Annotated in this window: 13 protein-coding genes; 8 read left to right on the forward strand and 5 right to left on the reverse strand. The window is 53.8% G+C overall.

Annotated features, from left to right (window positions below; translation table 11 throughout):
• Positions 1 to 6: 6 nt before the first annotated feature.
• Entirely contained in the window at positions 7 to 567 is a 561-nt protein-coding gene (locus tag KGB03_RS30875; RefSeq protein ID WP_218534764.1) for a VOC family protein, read from the forward strand.
• Between the two features lie 125 nt (positions 568 to 692).
• On the forward strand, positions 693 to 2339 hold the full coding sequence (locus KGB03_RS30880) for a bifunctional 3-(3-hydroxy-phenyl)propionate/3-hydroxycinnamic acid hydroxylase (protein ID WP_223530928.1): 1647 nt from the start codon (positions 693 to 695) through the stop codon (positions 2337 to 2339).
• 146 nt (positions 2340 to 2485) lie between these two features.
• On the opposite strand, the gene KGB03_RS30885 is transcribed toward KGB03_RS30880, so the two are convergent.
• Positions 2486 to 3169 carry a GntR family transcriptional regulator gene (locus tag KGB03_RS30885; RefSeq protein ID WP_218534767.1) on the reverse strand — a complete coding sequence of 228 codons (684 nt, stop codon included), beginning with the start codon at positions 3167 to 3169 and terminating at the stop codon, positions 2486 to 2488.
• A gap of 332 nt (positions 3170 to 3501) precedes the next feature.
• On the opposite strand from KGB03_RS30885, the gene KGB03_RS30890 reads away from it, so the two are divergent.
• From KGB03_RS30890 to KGB03_RS30915, 6 genes are all read left to right on the forward strand, one after another.
• Complete coding sequence (locus KGB03_RS30890) at positions 3502 to 4011, forward strand: GlcG/HbpS family heme-binding protein (RefSeq protein ID WP_218534768.1); 510 nt, start codon at positions 3502 to 3504, stop codon at positions 4009 to 4011.
• Between the two features lie 108 nt (positions 4012 to 4119).
• A complete protein-coding gene (locus tag KGB03_RS30895; protein ID WP_223530929.1) occupies positions 4120 to 5772 on the forward strand; it encodes a DUF1302 domain-containing protein in 1653 nt (550 codons plus the stop codon).
• Positions 5773 to 5796: 24 nt separating this feature from the next.
• Positions 5797 to 7149, forward strand: coding sequence for a DUF1329 domain-containing protein (locus tag KGB03_RS30900; RefSeq protein WP_223530931.1), 1353 nt, complete (start codon positions 5797 to 5799; stop codon positions 7147 to 7149).
• Between the two features lie 88 nt (positions 7150 to 7237).
• Positions 7238 to 8362, forward strand: a complete 1125-nt coding sequence (locus tag KGB03_RS30905; RefSeq protein ID WP_218534771.1) for a WD40/YVTN/BNR-like repeat-containing protein — start codon at positions 7238 to 7240, stop codon at positions 8360 to 8362.
• Complete coding sequence (locus tag KGB03_RS30910) at positions 8359 to 10761, forward strand: efflux RND transporter permease subunit (protein ID WP_218534778.1); 2403 nt, start codon at positions 8359 to 8361, stop codon at positions 10759 to 10761. The genes KGB03_RS30905 and KGB03_RS30910 overlap by 4 nt, the downstream gene beginning before the upstream one ends.
• Before the next feature lie 80 nt (positions 10762 to 10841).
• The gene (locus KGB03_RS30915; protein WP_218534781.1) at positions 10842 to 11603 is read left to right on the forward strand and encodes a hydroxypyruvate isomerase family protein; all 762 of its coding nucleotides are present in this window, start codon (positions 10842 to 10844) and stop codon (positions 11601 to 11603) included.
• A gap of 140 nt (positions 11604 to 11743) precedes the next feature.
• Here the strand turns inward: KGB03_RS30915 and KGB03_RS30920 are convergent, their stop codons facing one another.
• The 4 genes from KGB03_RS30920 to KGB03_RS30935 form a co-directional block, all read right to left on the reverse strand.
• The gene (locus tag KGB03_RS30920) at positions 11744 to 11953 is read right to left on the reverse strand and encodes a hypothetical protein (protein WP_223530933.1); all 210 of its coding nucleotides are present in this window, start codon (positions 11951 to 11953) and stop codon (positions 11744 to 11746) included.
• Positions 11954 to 12470: 517 nt separating this feature from the next.
• Positions 12471 to 13406 carry a DNA-binding transcriptional regulator DsdC gene (gene dsdC / locus KGB03_RS30925; protein WP_218534782.1) on the reverse strand — a complete coding sequence of 312 codons (936 nt, stop codon included), beginning with the start codon at positions 13404 to 13406 and terminating at the stop codon, positions 12471 to 12473.
• Positions 13407 to 13454: 48 nt separating this feature from the next.
• Positions 13455 to 14807 carry a D-serine ammonia-lyase gene (locus tag KGB03_RS30930; protein ID WP_223530935.1) on the reverse strand — a complete coding sequence of 451 codons (1353 nt, stop codon included), beginning with the start codon at positions 14805 to 14807 and terminating at the stop codon, positions 13455 to 13457.
• Positions 14808 to 14851: 44 nt separating this feature from the next.
• Positions 14852 to 16195, reverse strand: coding sequence for a gluconate:H+ symporter (locus tag KGB03_RS30935; protein WP_223530937.1), 1344 nt, complete (start codon positions 16193 to 16195; stop codon positions 14852 to 14854).
• Positions 16196 to 16258: the final 63 nt, after the last annotated feature.

Below are 16258 nucleotides of genomic sequence, written 5' to 3' on the forward strand. Positions count from 1 at the left end.
CTCCAAATGTCCGCATTACCTAAAATCAATTTCACCCACTCCGGTGTGTTTTGCGAAGACCTCGACCGGATGGTTGATTTTTACTGCCGCACCTTGGGTTTCATCGTAAGTGACAAGGGGGTCGCTTCTACAGGTCACCGTTTGTTCTTCATGACTCAGAACCCTGAGTTACATCATCAGGTCGTTCTCTTTGACGGAAAACCAGTCGACCTACCGTTCAACCCGATCAATCAGCTTTCGTTTCTCCTGGACTCCCTCGACGACCTGAAAACGTACTATCAATTCGCCAAGAAAAGCGGAATTGAAGGGATTGCACAGGTGGATCACGGCAACGCTTGGTCGATGTACTTCAAAGATCCTGAAGGCAATCCCATCGAAATGTATGTCGATGCGCCGTTCTACACCGCACAACCTTGCAAGGAACCGCTGGATCTCGAGATGCCGACTGAGGCTATCCTCGCCCAGACCGAGGCTATGTGTAAGCGCCGTCCCGGTTTCCAGACTCGCGAGCAATGGAAGGAATCCATACGGGCGAAGATCGAAGAGCAGCGCGTTCGTATCGGCTAATGACATTTGGAAGGGCTATATAGCCTGCTCCAATCAGTGGTCGTTGAAGCCTGGTTGATGGGGGCGCAAAAGTCTGCTCATCAACCAGAAGTCGCAGTAGAGAAAAACAAAAAGCGGAGTTGACGATGGACTACGATGTCATCATTGTTGGAATGGGGCCAGTGGGTGCTCTGTGCGCAAATCTCGCCGGCATGTGGGGGCTAAGCGCTCTCGTCGTGGATAAGTCCGAGACGGTGTACACCAACCCTAGGGCTATGGGTTTTGATCACGAAGTGATGCGTGTGTTCGGCAACATTGGGTTGGCCGATGACATTGCTGAGCATGTCATGCCGTATCGTCCTTCGGAGTACCGTACCACTGGTTCTCAGTTGATCAAACGCATTGATGCCGCCAAACCTCCCTATCCGCTGGGTTGGGCGCCTAACTATGTCTTCTCACAGCCCCCCGTCGAGCGCGCCCTACGCAGTAAAATTGCGGATATGAAGTCGGTCACCGTGGAACTCGGTTCAGAGGTTCTGTCGGTAGATTCCAAAGGTTCACAGGCGGTTGTTCGCATCCAGGCCAAGGATGGAACCGAGCGCACAGTCACTGCGGACTATGTGTTGGCGTGTGACGGAGGCACCAGTCCAATCCGTACCCGTCTAGGGTTGAAAATGGAGGATCTAGCCTTCGACGAGCCATGGCTCGTGGTTGACGTAATCCTCAACGAAGGGGCGGGCGAGCATCTACCAAAGACCAACGTGCAATTTTGCGAGTTGGCCAGGCCATGTACCTTCGTCGTCGGGCCGGGTCAGCATCGACGTTGGGAATTCATGATTAACCCTGACGAACAGCCGACGGAAATCTCACAACCCGAAGCGATCAAAAAGCTGATCGCCCGCTGGTTACCTGAGGGCGACTATCAGCTGTGGCGTGCGTCTGCCTACCGATTCCATGCACTGATTCTGGAGCAGTGGAAGTCCGACCGGGTGTTTTTCCTCGGGGACGCAGCGCACATGACGCCCCCCTTTCTGGCACAAGGCATGTGCCAAGGGATTCGCGATGCATTGAATTTGGTTTGGAAACTGGCGCTGGTTAAAGGAGGCTTGGCTGCTCCGGCGTTCCTCAATACCTACCAGACCGAACGCATTCCTCATGTCCGCCAAACCACGATGGCGGCAAAAGAATTCGGCGGGGTGATTTGCGAGCGTGACAGCGAGAAAGCAGCGATCCGCGATGCGCGCTTGATCCAGCAAATGACGGAAAATCCGGGAGGCACCATCAGGCAATCGCTGATTCCTGGTTTGAACCAAGGCTTTATCGCCCATGTTCCGCCTGCCGGTGAGCTGTTTCCGCAACCGATGGTCATCAACCATGCCGGCAAGAAGGCACTGCTGGATGAGTTTACCGGACAGTCCTTTCGAGTGGTCATTGCGCCAGGGTTCGACGCCAGCGCGCTATTAAGATGTCTGCGAAGTAGCCAATCGCTGAAAGGTCTGCCTATCCAGGTCGTTCGGTTAGTCAGTTCCCAACAGTCTGGCACACGCGCTGTTGATGATTACGAAGAGGTTGACGGCGTGCTGGCCGAATGGCTGGAGCGTCGTGGCTGCAATGTGGTCATCGTGCGGCCGGATCACTACGTTTACGGCGGGGCAGTCACTGTCGCCTGGGCGATGGAGATGCTTGAGGGCATGGAGCTTGCGTTGTGGTGCAAAGAACCTGAACAGGCTCTGCAGAATAGTGGCGGCGCTTGCGATAAGACGATCAGGTTTGCGCAAGCGATAACCTTGTAAGGAGCAGTACGCCCTTTGCTTCGTACTGCCCACGAAAGCAGTTGCGAGGTGAAGGGTTTTTTTGTGGGATACGTTAAATGCAGCTGTCGATGACGCGTGACAACGTCATCGAGCCGGAAACCCGAAACCCGTGGCAGGTCGATGATTTACTGAAGCGTAGCTTGTTGACGCTCGATGGCTTCTACGGTTCGACCCAAGGTGTTTTGGATGTGATCGCGTAAGAGCGTCACAGCTTTTGAGTCTCGTGCCAGAGCAGCATCCATCAACTCTTGATGCTCATTTCCTTTATGTCTTGGAGTGATCCGCTGCTTGGCGGAAAAGCGCCTGTAGCGCTCTGCTCTGTCGAATAGAGAGTCGATCATCTTTAGCATCAGCGGTGATGGACATGCCGCAAACAACGCGAAGTGGAAGGCCTTATGCCGGGTAGACCACTCATCGTCGAGTGCGAGTACGCCACTTCCCAGTTTTTTCTCAATCAGATTCAAACGGTGAAACGCACCCAGTACATCGGCTTCCCAGGCATCGTCGCCAAACTGGATGGCATCACTTAGCGCTTCGCACTCAAGCAGGCAGCGCATCCGCGTAATGTCGCGGAAGTCGGTAGTGGAGATCGGTGCGACCCTGAACCCCTTGTTGTCGCTGGCTTCTACGACACCGTCCTGGGTCAGTCGATTAAGCGCTTCACGAATGGGGGAGCTGCTAAGCCCATAGGTTTTGGACAGTTCGGCAACCTTGAGTTTTTCGCCCGGGGCCAGTTCGCAGCAAACAATCGCTTTTTTCATCTTCGTCAGCGCGACATCGATTAGCGGACTGCCGGGGGAGGTGATCATGGTCGGAGCTTCCTGGAATTTGCATTAAACGGATTTTATGCGCAAAACACCATTTGGTGCAAATGGCTAGTGCCCGAATTGCGCATAAATTTCCCCGCGCTGCAAGCGTAAAATAGTAAGCGACTCTGCCGAACGCTCTAATTTGCTTTCTACCTCTGCAGCGTCCACCTGTATCCCTTCCCGATTCTTTCCTTACCTCCTGAACGTGCCGTCGTTTGAGCCCCCAACCGGGTGGCACCGTATGCCTTCTTCAAATCTCGCCCGTATCTGCGCAACGGAATACTTGCCCTCGAGAATCTTCTTGACTTTAAATTTGCTCAGGATTACGTTTTGTGCACAAAGATATGTCGAGTGCATCAAATGTACTTTTACGCATTGTTGTATTGGCTTACATCGATCCCGAACTCAAGGTTCAGAGGCGTGTGATGAAAACGAAGCAGGTTCTCGAGTTGGCAGACGCTGAATTGATGCTCATGGCGGCCATGGAAAAAGCCACCAAGGAGAGCTGGAAGGTATCCATGGCCGTGGTCGATGAGGCGGGTTGCTTAATGACGTTCAGAAGGCTTGATGGCGCATCCGTCTCGTCTGTCCAAACGGCCATTGATAAAGCCCGCAGCGCCGCGCTCACTCGCCGGCCCACCAAGTTTTTCGAGGAGATGGTCGCGGCTGGCCGGGTAGGCGCTTGGATGATTCACGGCGTCTTTCCGATCGAAGGCGGGCTTCCGATTCTTGTCGAGGGTGAGGTCGTAGGTGGGGTCGCCGTAAGCGGGTTGAAGTCGCAACTGGACATCGTCCTTGTGGAGGCCGGCTTACAAGCGTTGGCCGTCCATCAAGAACGATAAGGCGGGTAAGAAAGGAGCTCAGAGCGTTACGCAGCACCCTGATGTATTCGCAGCCAATGCTGTGAGTGGATGACCTTTTTACAAAAACAAAAAAACAGGAACATCTTCATGAAAATAGCCAACCAACGGCTCTGCCCGTTGCCGGTTTCCAGCATTGCCTGCGCGGTCAGCGCAATGGTATTGCTGAGCCTCTCAACGTCATCGCAAGCCTTTCAGATCGACACAGGTAACCCCGATCTTTCGGCGACTTGGGACAACACGATCAAGTACAGCAACGCCTGGCGTGTAAACAAACTTGATCACAAGGTCGCGGTTGGCCCAGGCACTTCCAACAGTAATCCCAACCTGGACGACGGCGACCGAAATTTTGATCGCGGGCTCATCTCCAATCGCCTGGATGTCTTGTCCGAATTTGACATCAAGTACAAGGACGTCGGCGCGCGTCTCAGTGCTGCTTCTTGGTACGACACTGTTTACAGCCACGACAATGATAACGACTCGCCTAGTACCGCCAACTCCGTGAGCGTCGATCACGATGAGTTCACCAGCGACACCCGCCGCATCCATGAACAGAATACCGAAATCCTCGATGCGTTTGTCTACGGCTCTAAGGAGATCGGCAGCACTTCGTTGTCTGGGCGGTTGGGGCAGTTCACGCAAATCTATGGCGAAAGTCTATTTTTCGGGGCCAACGGTATCGCTAACGCGCAGTCCACTGTCGATCTGGTGAAGCTTCAGTCCGTCCCCGGTTCCCAGTTCAAGGAGATCCTGATGCCCACCAAACAGGTGTCAGGTAACTGGCAGCTGAACGATACAGTCAGTGTCGGCGCTTACTACCAATTTGAGTGGAACAAAACTCGTCTTCCTGCGGCGGGCAGCTACTTCAGCGGCGCGGATTTTGTCGGCGAAGGAGGCGAGCGTGTATTTTTCCCCACGGGTGCGCTACTTCACGGCAAGGACATTGAAGCCAAGGATTCAGGCCAGTTTGGCGCTCAACTGAAATTTGCTATCGAAGACTGGGAGTTTGGTCTCTACGCGGCTAAGTACCACGAAAAAACTCCGGTGTTTTACTTCCGACCAGCAGCTTTGGTGCCTGGAGCAGATGACACTTTCGTCAACGTTTATCCCGAGGATATTAAGGTCTTTGGCGCAAGTTTCAGTACCTTGGTCGGTGAAGCGAACATTGCGGGTGAGACGTCAATCCGGGTCGATACACCGCTGGCAGGTGTTGGTGGAACGATTATTACCGGCTTGGAATCTGACAACGATTCCAAGCCGGCTTACCCCATTGGTCGCTCGTGGCATGCCCAAGTGTCGATGGTCAATGTGTATGGCGGATCGGCACTTTGGGATGGTGCCTCACTCATCGGCGAGCTTGCATTCAACCGTCGGTTGAGTGTGACAAAGAATGCCGATCAGCTGGATCCCAACACAACGCGTGATGCCTTCGCACTGCGGTTCACCTTTGAGCCTCAGTACTTCCAAGTCTTTCCTGGGATCGACGTTCAAGCCCCAATCACCATTGGCTACAACCCGTCCGGGCGCTCTTCAGTCACACCTCAAGCATTTGGCCCTGAGCATGGTGGGGATCTGACACTAGGTCTCAAGGCTGATTACAAGAAGCAATGGTATGCGTCCCTGAGCTACACCAATTTCTTTGGCGAAGCGGGGCCTGTCATCAACTCCTCCAACTCATTCACCTACCAGCAAAACATGAAAGACAGAGACTTCGTGGCGTTCTCGATCCAGCGAACCTTTTAAGCAAAGTAAAGGCGGGCCCTGATAATGACAAAAATTAAATTGCTGCTGCTTTCCACCCTGTCTATCTCAATGTGTGCCAGCACCGCATTCGCGGCAGTGAGCCCTGAAGAGGCGGCGAAGCTCAAGACCACATTGACCCCCATGGGCGCCGAAAAAGCAGGAAATGCTGACGGCTCCATCCCCGCCTGGACAGGCGGGTTGACCAAGGAAGTGGCAGGGGCAAAGTTGGGCGATATGCCGGCGGATCCGTTCCCAGGCGAGAAGCCGGTGCTGCAGATAACTGCCAAAAACGCTGGGCAATACGCGGACAAGTTGAGCGAAGGCACGAAAGCCTTACTGGCCAAATATCCCGATACTTTCCATTTGGATGTATACCCGACCCACCGTACTGCCGCAGCACCTGATAGCGTTTATCAGAACACGTTCGCCAACGCGACTCGTTGCAAAACGACCAGCAACGGTTTGTCAGTAGAGGGCTGTTACGGCGGAATTCCGTTTCCTATTCCGAAAACAGGTAATGAGGTCATCTGGAATTTTCTGCTGCGTGTAGAGGCAGAATCCATTCAGATGGGGTATGCCAACGTCATTGGTAATGCTGACGGAACCCGCACGCTCACAAGCCGTGGCGTCGAAAATTGGCAATATCCGTATTACTACAAAGACGGCAGTGCAGATAAATGGTCGGGACAATATGCGCTGTTGCGCTTTTTGACCAACGAGCCACCCTTTAAGGCTGGTGAGTCGCTGGTGACTCACGACAGTATCAATGTGCAAGAACCACGTGAGGCCTGGCAGTATTTGGTAGGCCAGCGCCGAGTGCGCCGTGCTCCCACTGTCGGCTATGACACACCCGATTTTGTAGCGTCGGGAGCTAACTACTTTGATGAAGTGCATGGCTTCATCGGCCATCCGGATCGCTATGACTGGAAGCTCGTTGGCAAAAAAGAAATGTACATCCCGTACAACGACAACAAGTTCAATGCCGAAAAACGTGACGACGCTTTCGTGGCTAACCACCTCAATCCAGACAAGGTGCGCTGGGAACTCCATCGTGTCTGGGAGCTTGAGGCCACTGTTGCACCAGGCAAGCGCCATGCAGTACCTAAACGCAAATTCTTCATCGATGAAGATAGTTGGACGGTCTCTCTGGCGGATGGTTACGACGCCGAGGGCAAACTGTGGCGCGTCTCCCAGGTGCTTCCCTTTGTTGTCCCTTCGATCCCAGCAGTAGTAGTAAAACCGGTGGTGATCTACAACCTGCAAGCCAAGACGTACAGCGTCGTGCAAAGCCTCAACGGCGAAACCTATAGCGTAATTCCGCGCAAGCCCGAGAACTTCTTTACCGGTAACTCGGTAGCGTCAGGGTCAGTGCGCTGAGCCTCGAAACAGCTAATTCACACATGGGTTACTTGGACGCTGGGTCACTGACGCGGTGTCCAAGGAAACGCATCATCGAGGCTCACAAATGAGTAATCAAACACTAAGGTTAAACTCAGGTCTTCCGCTCAAGGCACTGTTGTTGGGCGCGTCGGTCGTGGCGGCGTTCCTGAGCACTTCAGCATCCGCACAAACCGATGGCTTGCCAATGCAGCCATCGATAATCAGTTCAATGGCGGCTCAATCGGTCATGCTCAGCGTTGCGCGGGCGGGGCATCGCTTGGTAGCTGTGGGCGAGCGCGGGTTCATTATTGTTTCCGATGACAATGGCGTTAGCTGGTCACAAGTTGGTTCCCCTGTCAGCGTGACGCTGGTCAAGGTTCGGTTCATCGACGATGTCGAAGGATGGGCCGTCGGGCATGCTGGCGTCGTTCTACACACTCGAGATGGCGGACTGAGCTGGAACAAGCAACTGGATGGCGTCCAAGCGGCCGAAATCGAACTCCAGGAAGCCAAGCAGGCAACTGAAGGTTCCGACGACGCTGAAAAGATGCAAGAGCGTTTAGCTCAAGCACAGCAACTCGTGGACGATGGCCCCGACAAACCGCTGCTCGATACGCTCTTTCTGGACGCCAAAAACGGACTGGTGGTGGGCGCTTACGGTCTGGCGTTTGTCACCCATGATGGCGGGCTCAGCTGGCAGTCGATCCGTTCTCGTATCGATAACCCAAACGGATTGCATCTCTACAGCATCGAACGGGTGGGAGGGGATCTCTTCATTGCCGGCGAACAGGGCACTCTGTTTCGGTCAAGTGACGAGGGAAAAACCTTCGAGCCGCTGACATCACCTTACGAGGGAACGACCTTCGGGCTCCAAGCGACAAACAGCAATTCCATTGTGGCATTTGGGCTTCGCGGCAAAGCATTTGAGTCTAAGGATCGCGGCGATACTTGGCAGCCCCTCGACACCTTACAGCCCGTCACTTTGACCAGTGGGTTGCGTCTTGCCGATGGATCGGTGCTGCTCACCGATGAGTCGGGAAGAGTGTTGCGATTCGCAGATGGCAATGCCAAAGCAGCTGTCCTCCAAATTGCTCAACCCAGTTATTTCACAGGCATGGCACAAGCCGCGAACGGCAACCTGATCATCAGTAGTGCGCGCGGCATGCTTTCGTCCGCAGTTGCAGTGGACTTGCCGGAGCACGATCAATGAATAGCTATACACGTTCTGCGGAGCATCACACCATCCCTCAGCCAGATGCTTTCGATCCTTCGTCTGGCACCTTGGTTGAAAGGCTTCTATTCAATAATCGCAGCATCATTTTGGGCATTTGCGTGTTGCTCAGTTTGATACTGGGTTATCAGGCATTGAGCCTGAAGCTTAATGCCGCCTTCGAAAAAATGATCCCAACAGATCACCCATATGTGCAGAACTACCTGAAAAACCGGGGACAGTTGGGGGAGGGTGGCAACACTTTGAGGATTGCGGTTGAGGCCAAACAAGGCAGTATTTTTGATGCTGCCTACCTCGAGACGGTCAAGAAAATCAACGATGAGGTGTTTCTACTCCCCGGCGTCGACCGCTCATACATGAAGTCTTTGTGGACTCCGGCAACTCGTTGGATCGGCGTGACTGAAGAGGGTTTCGATGGCGGGCCAGTCATACCTGACGATTACGATGGCTCTGCCAAGAGTCTTGATCAGGTTCGGCAAAACGTTGATCGGTCGGGCGAAGTAGGTAGGCTTGTAGCCTCCAATTTCAAATCCAGCATCGTACTGTTACCTCTGCAGGACATTACGTCGGACGACGGCAAACCTCTGGACTACAACGCTCTTTCTGGCCAGCTCGAACAGATCCGAGCCAAGTACGAAACCGATAACATCAAAATCCACATCACTGGCTTTGCCAAAGTGGTGGGCGATCTGATTGACGGCATGCGGCAGATGCAGCTGTTCTTCGCCGCGACATTGATAATTTGCGGCATCGTGCTGTTCTGGTACACCCGTTGCGTACGCAGCACATTGTTGGTGTTGCTGTGCTCGATTGTCGCGGTTGTTTGGTTACTGGGATTACTGCCCACCTTGGGGTTTGATCTCGATCCATACTCGATCCTCGTCCCGTTCCTGGTGTTTGCGATCGGATTGAGTCATGGCGCCCAGAAAATGAATGGCATCATGCAGGACATTGGGCGCGGAGCCGACAAGCTCGTGGCCGCACGTTTCACCTTTCGCCGTTTGTTTTTGACTGGGCTGATGGCACTGGTGGCGGACGCCGTAGGTTTTGCCGTGTTGATGATCATCAAAATTCCAGTCATTCAGGATCTAGCTGTTGCCGCGACGATTGGCGTTCTGACGCTGATCTTCACAAACTTGATTCTGCTACCGATTCTGTTGTCATACACAGGTGTCAGCAAAGCCGCTGCACAGCGTGAAGCGGCGAACGACAAGTTCTCGCAGCTAGATACTCATCACACCCGCCATCCATTTTGGGCTTTTCTGGATCGATTCACCGAACGCAAGTGGGCTAGCGGAGCAATCATTGTCGCCGTGATTCTAGGAGTGGCAGGCTTTGCGGTGAGCCTTCATGTGAAGATCGGCGATTTGAATCCCGGGGCACCGGAACTGCGTCCTGAATCGCGTTACAACAGCGATAACCGCTTCATGGTCAGTAACTTTTCCGCCAGTAGCGACAAGTATGTTGTGATGGTAAAAACGCCCCAATACTATTGCGCCAATTACCAAACCTTGGTGTCAGTCGATGCGCTGGAAGCGCAGCTTCAGCAGTTGCCGGGTGTGGTATCCACGACGTCTTTAGCAGCGCTGAGTAAGCAGGCAGCTGCCGGCATGAATGAAGGCAGCATGACCTGGTACGAGATACCCCGTAACCAGGGATTGTTGAATGCAATCATCACCCGAGCGCCGCGAGAGCTGTTCAACCAGAATTGCGATCTGCTGACGGTGTATGTCTATCTGAAGGATCACAAGGCAGACACGCTCACCAGCGTGGTTCAAACCGTCGAACAGTTCGCGGCGACCCATAACTCGGATCAGATCCAGTTCCTCAATGCGGCAGGCAATGCCGGCATCGAAGCGGCTACCAATATCGTGGTGAAGCGTTCGAACGTGCAGATGCTGTTCATGGTGTACGCCGCTGTCATCGCGCTTTGCTTCATTACGTTCAGATCCTGGCGTGCGGTCGTGTGTACGGTTCTGCCGCTGATGCTGACCTCCATATTGTGCGAAGCATTAATGGTGGGGCTGAACATCGGAGTGAAGGTCGCGACGTTGCCCGTGATCGCCTTGGGGGTGGGTATTGGTGTGGACTACGCGTTGTACATCCTCAGCGTAACACTCACCAATCTGCGAAATGGCTCAAGCCTGTCGGATGCTTACTACCTGGCCCTGCTTTCCACGGGGAAAGTGGTGGTGATGACTGGGATCACGCTGGGCATTGCTGTCCTCACCTGGGTGCTGTCACCTATCAAGTTCCAAGCTGATATGGGCATCTTGCTCGGGTTCATGTTCATCTGGAACATGGTGGGCGCGCTGGTATTGGTTCCGGCATTGGCGCACTTTCTGCTCAAGCCAAAATCCCTTCCTGAAACAGCGTAATTTCCAAATACGAGTGCGGATTCAGTAGCGCTGAATCCGCACTCGTTGTGCATCTAAAACACGATGGCTTGATTAACTCAATGATCAAATATGCAGCGAACCTCACCTTGCTCTTCACCGAATGGTCTTTCGAGGATCGATTTAGCGCCGCACGGGACGCTGGCTTTGAGGCTGTTGAGTTCAGTTTTCCTCGCGACATGGCGGCAGCAGAAATAGCTGGAACTTTACGTCGCACAGGCCTTCAACAAGTATTGGCAACAGTTCCTCTACGACCTGGTAGTAAAGGGCTAGCTGCTCAGTCCGGAATGGCTAGGGACTTTCGTGAGGATTTTGACCGGGGACTTGAATATGCCGTCGAAGGAGGAAGTCCACTGCTTCACGTGCTATCTGGAGTGGTTGAGCAGAAAAATTACGCTGTATCAGGGGGGCAGTTTGACGACAACATGCGCTGGGCCATCGAGGAGGCTGGACGTCATGGCGTAAAGGTTGTGATTGAAGCCATCAATCAAAATTCAGTGCCAGGCTATTTCATTCGGACACTGGCGGGAGCCGTCAGCTGGACGCAGAGACTTGAAGGGCTAGGCCTGATCTTGGATCTTTATCATGCAGCGATGGAACGGTTGGATCCTCTTGCTTGCCTCGATCTCCTTCTTCCTCAATCCGACCATTTACAGATTGCCGGATACCCAGGACGGCATGAGCCAAATATCGGTAATTTGAACCTAGCTAGAGTTCTTGATTTGATAAATTCACATTCTTATACAGGGTGGGTTGGGTGTGAGTATCAACCTGCTATCGGCACACTCGAAGGTATAAGCTGGCGTGATCGTGTCGTCGTTTGATAATGAGACCCGGCCATGGTTTCGCAAGGCCGGGTACTGATGGGCGTGCCCATAGTTAAGCTGCGGTATGAAGTGGCGTCAACGAGGAGCTCGATCCTTCGGGCCGATGGGCCCTGCTGATCTATACGCTGGTGAGCTTCTCACTCAGGCGTCATCAGCACCGCAAGCGTCATATTGATGAACTCTTCGTTCTTGCTGATTGTGTCCAAAGCACCACGAACGTTGTCGGCGACCTCCGCTGATCCGTGCTGTTCAACCCAAAGCGTTAGCTCCATGATTGCTGCTTCGAGAGCCAGCTGATTTTGATTGATCTTGAAGAGTAGGGAAGGGAGCAGGTCTGCGTTGGACATCGCGATTCCTCCGTGGAAGCGTACAGCGTAGCAGCACGAGATCGGATAGAACGGACGGACACCGTCGAGTTTTGGCTGACGAAGTGATTTTGATTTGAGTACAAAAGGGCCCGTGAGGGCCCTTTTTTATGGGTGCGCCAGGCATGGCGCGTTGCGCGCAAGCGCAACCAGCTTGGCTGTGGTGGCCTCGCTGGTGACTTGGAGGTGAAAGTCCTCTACACACCCGGCAAGGGGAAGTTGTTGGCGCCGACGCCAAATTGATCCAGTTACCGAGATGCCACTGACCCAGTCTGATTCCTCGCAAACCGTTTCCTGTGCTGGAATTTTGCTGATTGGAGTTGGGTCAGGCTAGCGTCGGCACGTAGGTCAACTCAGCGTTGGTGCCAACACACTCGTAGAATTGTGCTCAGCAAAGCCTCACGAGTTCCTGATAGAACTAATGAGTTGATCGAGTGTTGGAGCGACAAGCGTTCAAAGAGCGGGACTCAGATGTTCAGCTACACGCAGTCTCAACGTTTCAATTATCCGTTTGCTCGATGAGCCAATCGATCAGCACCTGAAGCCTTTTGGGCATCGTTTCGTGAGTAGGATGAACTAGGTAGTAGCCATAGTTAACTGCTTCTCTAAATCCACCGAACGGAAGTACGAGTTCGCCATCCTGAATTCGTTTGCGAACCAGTTGCTCCCGGCCAATCGCCACACCTGCATGATTGATTGCGGCCAGGGTGCTCAAATCCGAGCGGTCAAACGTCATGAAGCGACTGGGGAGTTCGGTGGGCTCGCCAACCGCGTCAAGCCATAGACGCCATTCCGCATCGAACGAAATGTTGTCCCACGCCGCGACATCATGCAGTGCAGTGCATTGCGACAGGCGCTCGGGATGTCCTACCAGACCATGTGCCTCGGCGTATTCTGGGCTGCACACTGGCGCAATTCGCTCTGGCATCAGTCGAACGCTTTCAAGGCCAGGGTGCTCACCGTTCGAATAGCAAAGCACCAAGTCAATACGTCGGGTTCGATAGTCGATCGGTTCATTGCCAACCCGAACATCCAGTTGAATCCCTGGATAGCGTGCAGTGAAATCGGATAGCCTCGGAACCAGCCAGCACTGTGCTACCGAAGGTCTGGCATAGAAGCACAGTTGCCCTTCAATCTGAGCGTGCGAACGCTCCTGCACAGCCTCGGATAACTTATCCATGGTTTGCTGCATGACCTTGAAAATCCGCTCACCATCATCGGTCAGCTCGACCTTTCTAGGCAAACGGTGGAAAAGTTTGAGCGATAGCTCCTCCTCCAGACGAGCTATCCGGTGACTTACTGCGCTAGCGGTCAGGCACAGTTCCTGCGCTGCGCGGGCGAAACTGAGATGGCGGGCGGCGACGAGAAAAGTATGCAGGTTGGACAGATGGGCTCCGTTAAGCTTCGAAGCTTTCGTAAGACCAAGTTCTGGCATTGCTGTACCCCTTCAAGTCAACCGCCGTCGACGAACGATGCGTTGTCGTTACTGCGGAGGATGTTGCAGAGCGCGGCCCTTATCAAGGTAGGTAGTGAACTCTGCGGCGGGTACCATGCTTCCGCCTGTTCCCCAAATCAAATGCGTTGCGTTGGCTAACTTAGCGGTAGAGACACCGATGCGCTCCAGATACTTCTTATTTTTGAGTACCCGCACAACGCCTGGCGCACCTGCCAAAGCCGATGGTTCCAGTTTTACATTTTCAAGCTCGTGGGCCAGGAACATCAGGCGATAAAGCTCTTCATCCGTGACGGTATAGTAACCATCGATAAGTCGCTGCATCGCCTTTCCTACGAAGCCGGAGGGGCGGCCAACAGCCAACCCGTCAGCTGCGGTGACGTTGTCGATGCCAAAGTCCTGAACACTCACCTCGTCATGCAGTCCGGTATAAACCCCGAGCATCATGCATGGGGAGTGGGTCGGTTCTGCGAAAACACAGTGCACTGCATCGCCAAAGGCAAGTTTCAATCCAAACGCAACGCCTCCAGGGCCTCCGCCAACACCGCAGGGCAGATAAACGAAGAGAGGATGATCGGCGTCCACTCGTACATCCGCCAATTCGAACTGTCGAGCCAGGCGCTCGGCTGCAACCGCATAGCCCAGGAACAGATGTGGCGAGTTTTCATCGTCTATGAAGTAGCAGGCAGGATCTTTTTCGGCTTGCAGGCGCCCGTTTTCGACCGCAACGCTATAGTCGGACTCGTACTCGACCACAGTCACACCACTGGCCCGTAGCTTATCCTTCTTCCATTGGCGGGCATCCGACGACATGTGGACAGTTGCCTGAAAGCCTAGCTTGGCGCTCATGATGCCGATGGATAGTCCAAGATTGCCCGTGGAGCCGACCGCAATCTTGTAGCGGCTGAAGAACTCAAGTGCGGAGTCGCTGGCCAATGCCTCGTAGTTATCGTCCAGCTTGATCAACCCTGCTTGCAGGGCGAGGTCTTCAGCGTGTTTGAGCACTTCATGGATACCCCCTCGCGCCTTTATAGAGCCAGAGATAGGCAAATCGCTGTCTTTCTTGAGCCACAGAGAACCGACGTCCGGAAGGCCGGCTTCACTCAGAAGCCTTTGCTGAAATTTTCTCAGTGGCTGGATACCGGACTCGATGATCCCGTCCGCCGCTGCCGTTTCTGGAAACACCTTGGCGATGTAGGGTGCGAAGCGGCGGAGGCGTTCACTGGCATCTTTGACGTCGTTATGGTTCAGGCCTACATCCCCAAGTGCGGTGGACACCGATGCAATAGCTGGATTGAACCAGGTGATTTCCTGAAGTGAGACCAGCTCCTTGATAATGGGATGGCTTTCATACCAGGCGTCTAGTGTTTTACCTTGAATCATAGGAACTTCCTTTCGATAAGTTGTAGGTGAAGAGGGAAGGTTCATCACACAAATCTGGAAAGTATTAGCGTAAATACCAGCGCGGTAGAGGAGGCGAGCACGGTGGCGCCAGTGAATTTTTTGATGGCCTCAGACAAGGGAATACCCAGGTATTCTTTTACGACCCAGAACGCAGAGTCAGTGACATGCGTCCAGCCGATTGCGCCTGCACCGATGGCGATAACAAGTATCTCAGGGCTGTATTCAGGGTGCTGACCCAAGATGGGCAGAACCATGCCAGCGGTGCTAATCATGGCGACCGTGGCGGAACCAACAGCGAAGTGCATTAACCCAGCGATCAGCCATGCCAAAATGATCGGATTGATTTGGGACTGCCCTAGCACGTCCGCCAGAACCTTCCCAATACCGCTGCCTACCAACATGTCGTTGAACGCGCCGCCGGCTCCGATAATCAAGAGAATGCCAGCTAGCGGCGGGAAGCAGCGGTTGGTTAGATTGAGCAAGGCGCCCATGCCAAGTCCACGTCGCAGGCCAAGCGACCAGTACGCGAAGCAAATCGACAGCGCGAGAGCAATCAGCGGGTTGCCAATGAACGAAACCCACTCAAGCGTCATTGAACCTTTCATTAGCAAAGGTGCAGCAAGTGTCTTGCCTACCATCAGTGCCAACGGCAGAAGCACCGTCACCATCGCCATACCGAAGCTTGGTGCCTTACTGTCGTCGATGAGCGCTTCGCTACGGGCAGCCAGAAACTGAGCTTGCCCCTCAGGGGACTCCCGAGTGCAGGTCAGCTTCACCCAGATGGGCCCGGCAATAACCGCCGTTGGCAAACCGACGATAAGTCCGTACAGAATCACCTTACCGATGTCGGCATTTAGCATGCCTGTAATCGCAGTGGCGGCTGGATGCGGAGGGAGAATGCAGTGGACAACCATCAGTGAGATGGCCAACGGTACTCCCAAATACAGCACGTTGATCCTGGTCTGACGGGCGACGACATAGATCAGTGGAATGAGGAGGACAAATCCGACCTCGAAGAAAACTGGAATACCTGCAATGAAGCCGACCAGCATCATCGCCCAAGAGGCATTCTTCTCACCCAGCACTCTCAAGAGCGTGGTAGCAATGCGTTTGGCGCCGCCAGACTCCTCAAGCAGCTTGCCGAGAATGCTGCCTAAACCGATGATGCCGGCAAGGAAACCTAGCGTGCTGCCCATGCCTTTCTCAAAAGCCGAGACGATTGCTGTTGGGGCCATTCCTGTCCCAATCCCCACTAGCAGGCTTGCTGCGATGAGGGATAGGAACGGATGGACACGGAATTTACCGATCAGGACTACGATCAGTAGGATTGACGCTCCTAGGGTCAATAGGGAATACGTAGGGGTCATGTTTGGATCTGCTCCATCGCAGTTCACATCCTTGCGAGTTATTGTTAGTTGTTTGCGATGGAT

This window comes from Pseudomonas sp. BF-B-26, from assembly GCF_019956495.1.
Classification (GTDB): domain Bacteria; phylum Pseudomonadota; class Gammaproteobacteria; order Pseudomonadales; family Pseudomonadaceae; genus Aquipseudomonas.

Excerpts from the sequence above, each read along its gene's own strand:
- KGB03_RS30900 (WP_223530931.1), top strand. The coding sequence starts at position 5,797 with ATGACAAAAATTAAATTGCTGCTGCTTTCCACCCTGTCTATCTCAATG.
- KGB03_RS30930 (WP_223530935.1), bottom strand. The coding sequence starts at position 14,807 with ATGATTCAAGGTAAAACACTAGACGCCTGGTATGAAAGCCATCCCATT.
- KGB03_RS30880 (WP_223530928.1), top strand. The coding sequence starts at position 693 with ATGGACTACGATGTCATCATTGTTGGAATGGGGCCAGTGGGTGCTCTG.
- KGB03_RS30895 (WP_223530929.1), top strand. The coding sequence starts at position 4,120 with ATGAAAATAGCCAACCAACGGCTCTGCCCGTTGCCGGTTTCCAGCATT.
- KGB03_RS30920 (WP_223530933.1), bottom strand. The coding sequence starts at position 11,953 with ATGTCCAACGCAGACCTGCTCCCTTCCCTACTCTTCAAGATCAATCAA.
- KGB03_RS30905 (WP_218534771.1), top strand. The coding sequence starts at position 7,238 with ATGAGTAATCAAACACTAAGGTTAAACTCAGGTCTTCCGCTCAAGGCA.
- KGB03_RS30910 (WP_218534778.1), top strand. The coding sequence starts at position 8,359 with ATGAATAGCTATACACGTTCTGCGGAGCATCACACCATCCCTCAGCCA.
- KGB03_RS30875 (WP_218534764.1), top strand. The coding sequence starts at position 7 with ATGTCCGCATTACCTAAAATCAATTTCACCCACTCCGGTGTGTTTTGC.
- KGB03_RS30885 (WP_218534767.1), bottom strand. The coding sequence starts at position 3,169 with ATGATCACCTCCCCCGGCAGTCCGCTAATCGATGTCGCGCTGACGAAG.
- KGB03_RS30915 (WP_218534781.1), top strand. The coding sequence starts at position 10,842 with ATGATCAAATATGCAGCGAACCTCACCTTGCTCTTCACCGAATGGTCT.
- KGB03_RS30935 (WP_223530937.1), bottom strand. The coding sequence starts at position 16,195 with ATGACCCCTACGTATTCCCTATTGACCCTAGGAGCGTCAATCCTACTG.
- dsdC (WP_218534782.1), bottom strand. The coding sequence starts at position 13,406 with ATGCCAGAACTTGGTCTTACGAAAGCTTCGAAGCTTAACGGAGCCCAT.